This window comes from Okeania sp. SIO2F4 (assembly GCF_010672385.1).
Classification (GTDB): Bacteria; Cyanobacteriota; Cyanobacteriia; order Cyanobacteriales; family Microcoleaceae; genus Trichodesmium.
Map to the genome: position 1 here is coordinate 1 of NZ_JAAHGT010000752.1, position 4,862 is coordinate 4,862.

Sequence of the window (4,862 nt, forward strand, 5' to 3'; positions counted from 1 at the left end):
TCTAAAGACCTCTCCCCCGACCCCTCTCCTACAAGGAGAGGGGAGAGATACTCCCCCAACGCTAGCACTTAAGGGGGTTGGGGGGTTAGGTTTTACCCACAGTTTTAGTCTAAACGCGCTAGTAGTAGCGTGTCTAGCTTGAAAATGTGGGTAAAGAGCGAGTCAATGAAGACCTCTCCCCCGACCCCTCTCCTACAAGGAGAGGGGAGAGATACTCCCCCAACGCTAGCACTTAAGGAGGTTGGGGGGTTAGGTTTTACCTACAGTTTTAGTCTAAACGCGCTAGTAGACTCTGCACATCAGTAAAATCAAAAGTAATAAAGTAATTCGTAAATAGCTAATTACTTATACGCAAATATATTTTTTGATTTTTTTACTCCCAACTTTCTAATTCTTCTATCCAATTTTGCAATAAATTATTAATTTGTTCTCGTCGAGTTTCAAAACTTGCAGCTATCCAAATAAAAGCAATTCCTACTATTAAACCTATTATCCATTTGAAAAATGAATAGATAGAATTCAACACAATTAATTGATTAAAAACGTTGACGATAAATGTTACTGTTCCTACATACAGAAACGCTCTAGTTTGTAATCCTAATCCGGCAAAAATTGCCATAATACTAATTATTCCTGGGAGTAAACCAGTCCATTGATTTTCTAATAAAGCGACAAAACAAATAATGCCACTGCCAAACATTCGTAAATTATGACGAACATTTCTATTTTGGGGTAATTTAAGATAGGGGTCAACTTTGGCTACATAAAGTAATGATAATCCTATGGGAGTAACGTAAACTAATGTCTGAATAGATGCTCCTAAATTGTTTAGCCAAATCACAAAAGCGTAGTTAATTAAAACTAAACTTATATAAGTTAATCGAATTTGCTGACTTACCTTGGAAATAACAATATAAAATCCGGCAGTTATTAAAATTGAAGCATACCAATACCAAGGTGGAGTAGAGTCTAAACTCCAGTTAGTAAGAACTACAGTTATTATCGGAATTATCAAAGAAACTCGTCGCCAAGGTTTTAGAGGCCATCCCCAATTTTCCCAGGGTAATATATAGATAAAGTAAGAAATTATTGCTGCTATTGTACATAACGAAGATAGTAAAAATTCTGCGATGGAGAGTAAATTAATTATATAGATAGCAACAGCATATCCTTCTAAAACACCTAGATAAATCCAGATTTCTGCTTGCTCCAAATTGGAGTTATTTTTGCCTTGCATAATTGCATAACGAGTCAAAAGTATAGCTGTAGTTAATCCTAATATTGGATTAGATTTGAGATTATATCCTGCTAATGAAAGTAAAAGAAAGCTACTCACTGCCCAATGTATGTGGGCAATATTTTTAATTTCTGTTGCTGTAAGTTTTAAGTAATCTAATAACCAGGGAGATAATAAGCGATAACCATAAGTGATAATTGTACCAAGGGTGGCATAAGCAACTAATTTTTCTCCTAATGGTAGGGAATAAATTTGATAGAAAAGTAGTTCGGCAGCAGAAACAGATATTCCGAGAATACCTAAGTATAATATTGGTTTTAATTTGGCTTTTCTTCTGCCTACACCAATTAATATAAATGACAAGGCTAAGGAAGTTAAACCTGTCCAGTTATCAAAAATATCTACACGCAATAAAGCACCTAAAATACCATAAATTAATGGTATTATTTGCCAACATTTAGGCAGATTATTTATGCCTACTTTTCGTTGTAACCAGTCTCCTAAAATTTGCACAAACAATCCTAATGCAATATTGGCGATAGCCAAACTAATTACAGATTTATTGACTAAGCCTAAAGTTTCTACTGTTAATATTTCTAAGCCCCAAGCGAAACTATAAACTGCAACGTTAGACTGAAAAAAATTATTTAGACTAAATTTCATTAATGGATAATGGATAATGGATAATGGATAATTACCTCAAGGAAAACCCCAAGGGAATTGAATATAAGGAAATATCCTAGCACTTTTCTCTTAGTCAATTGGATATGGCGTACTTCGGAAAGCTCCGCTTTTCTATCTCAACGAGCAGCCAAAACGACCGCTTTTTCCTCCATGGGGGGAGACTTTTAACCAATGTATTTAATTATTAATTATTCGGTAATGGATGAGTTTTTTGTTGTTTGTTTAATAAATCCTCGATAACCAATGGCAAATAATGTCAGACTAGCAGAAATAATTACTATTATTGAGGGATTAACAATTTCTGAATAAATTCCTAAAGAGTGGATGGTTAATACGATCAATTCTAAGCTGCACAAAATTATAGCCCAACCATCTAGTGCTTTAGCGTGAATATTAAATAATTTCCCTGATAATTGAACTATTCGAGAATACAATAACCATAAAGTTACTAAATATATGCCAATAATTAATAACCACTCCACCCCAGAAACAGGAGGCAAACCTAACACACCTTCCCACAGACAAAAACTTATAAAAGTTAAGACAAAACCTACCGTAATATTTGCTGATGTTTGAGTTAGTAAGTATTTGGTATTAACCAACATTAAAACTATGGCTAAACCCAAACCAAGCAATCTAGTTTCTGGCTGCCATAAAGTTAAAGTTTGTAGCATAATTACAGCAGGGATACTTAACTCACCTGCTATTTTTCTGAAAGATATTATTCTGCTAGAAATAGTTGTTAAAGCTAAAGGAGTAATAAACCAAATAATTCCCCATTCTGGTGATAACTGGCAATTAAGAGTGGTGCAAATATCGGGTGAGAAAATTTCTAAATTCCCCAACAACAAAATATAACTTATACCTGCTAAAACTAAACCCAGATGCCAAGCACTTAAACAGAAGGAACTTAACAATGAGATGGAAGAGGTAGGTCTAACTATTCTTGTTTCTGCTGTTATTTTGGTTTGTAAAATAAATATTCCCCATTCACTCACCATCATTACTAATAAAATTATTGCCCATACTTGTAAACTTAAACCTGGCAATAAATAATTAATTCCAGAAAATATTGATAATAAACCAGTGATATGAGTTATATAAATAAGAGTAACTCTAGTGGGTTGACGACGAGAGGTAAAAATAGCAAGGGTAATAGTTGAAACTAATAAATTGAGAAATATAACTAGAGGATTTTGCCAGGATAATATATTTAAAAATACTCCAAACCCTAAACAAATTTTTTCACTAAACTTACCCAAGTTAACTTGTTGACGGCGATAAATCCAATCTGTCAGCCAGACCATAAATATTAAGTAGGGAAACCAAGCTAAACTGAGTAATGATTCTGGTGAATTTTGGGAATTAAAAATTTGACTTACTGTAGCGACTAAAGTTTGTCTAGTTGTAATTGGAATTAACCGCCATCCTAACCAAGTTATTTGTAAACCAATCATAAAAATTGCAGATAGTTCAATCGGTCGCCAAGATTTTGGTAGATTTTCAGCTAACAATAATAAGCCGATAATACTAACTATCAATGCTTGCCAAGGTTGAGCATATACTGAAACTAACCAACCAAGAAACAATAAACTAATCCCAATCCGATTTTGTACAAATAATTTTCGTTTAATTTGATTGGAGATGTTATTTTTCAATAATATCCACCCACTTATTCCTAGAGCTAATCCTAATTTTGTAATATCTACATTGGCAACAAAAATCCCTCTAGCTAGCAAAATCAACAGTGCATAAATTACAATAGCAATTCCTGTGAGTGGGTCTCCTGTATTAGTTTGATTTTCAACTTCTGTTGTTTCTGTAATTCTTTGAGTTTGGTTATGATAAATAGTTGCTATTGCTGTACCAATCACACCTAAATAAATTGCCAAAATAGGAAATCCTGAAAATCTCCATCCATACTGTAAATAACTTAGCCCTAACAAGTTCAGTGCAGCAATCGAAATCCACTGTTTAGAAAGATAATTACTGATTTTTCGATCGAAATAAAAGATGATACTGGTCAGCAAAAAAGAAGCCAATCCTACTATTAACCATTCCCCAATATTTCGCCACAAACCTAAGCCATCTATTGCCCAAAAATTTACAGGTACTAACAATAACGTCACCAGTCGTAAAGTTTCGGAAGTTAACTGTAAATTTCCTGTTTTTCTCGTCCAGACTGTCGCTCCAAAAAAGCATAATGTATATGCTAAAAGCACTAAATATTGTCCGGTAGGAGGAAATTTTTCCCACTGACTAGCAGCAAGTAAACCAGAAGAAACAACGACTAAAAATAGACCTAAAAAAAGCAGCCATCGCAGGCTTAATTCTGCCATGAATGACTCTAATAATTGAGTTATTAAATTAGGAGATTTTGCAGTGGAAGTCTTAGGGATAGTCGGCTGTAAATCTGTTTGTGTTTGAGTTTTTTTAGTGTTAGTTACTAATTTTTCTGTTTTGATAACTTGTGGTAGAGGGGTACTTAGATATTTTTCGCAAAGTTGCCTAACTTCATCATCGGAGATTAAGCCAAGACGTAACCAAATATCTAAACCTTCTAATATTTGTGGATGATTTTTATCAATATTAATTAACATTTCCGGAAACTAGGTTTTTGCCTAGTAAATTCAAACGTTTGAGATTAATTTTCGGAGAAGTTTAATAGGAAATAGCCAGCAATTGAACTTCCTATCTAAAAATAATATACTTAATTTTTTATTATCTAATATCTAACAAGGAGTAAAAATAATGGAACCTATAGAATTAACTGTAGCAGCGATCGCGTAGCGGTGCGTAGCACTATCGCCAGAACAGATCTAGACAGGGATTTAGCCACGGATGCACAGATGATGCCAAATAATTAATCCGTTTATCCTTGCCCGAATCTGTGTCTAGCTACTGATAAATGAAAAAGAGCGTTTCGCTGCGCGACATAAAA

The 4,862-nt window shown here is 34.0% G+C and carries 2 protein-coding genes; both read right to left on the reverse strand.

Annotation, left to right across the window (positions count from 1 at the left end; all coding sequences use genetic code 11):
• Window positions 1-373: 373 nt before the first annotated feature.
• Window positions 374-1,900 (reverse strand): hypothetical protein, encoded by a 1,527-nt coding sequence (locus F6K22_RS31965; RefSeq protein WP_293107582.1) that lies wholly within the window; start codon window positions 1,898-1,900, stop codon window positions 374-376.
• A 209-nt stretch (window positions 1,901-2,109) separates the two neighbouring features.
• Entirely contained in the window at window positions 2,110-4,521 is a 2,412-nt protein-coding gene (locus tag F6K22_RS31970) for a hypothetical protein (RefSeq protein ID WP_293107584.1), read from the reverse strand.
• Window positions 4,522-4,862 lie beyond the last annotated feature (341 nt).

What these genes read in the sequence shown, in the direction of transcription:
- F6K22_RS31965 (WP_293107582.1), bottom strand. Translation starts at nt 1,900, where the DNA reads ATGAAATTTAGTCTAAATAATTTTTTTCAGTCTAACGTTGCAGTTTAT.
- F6K22_RS31970 (WP_293107584.1), bottom strand. Translation starts at nt 4,521, where the DNA reads ATGTTAATTAATATTGATAAAAATCATCCACAAATATTAGAAGGTTTA.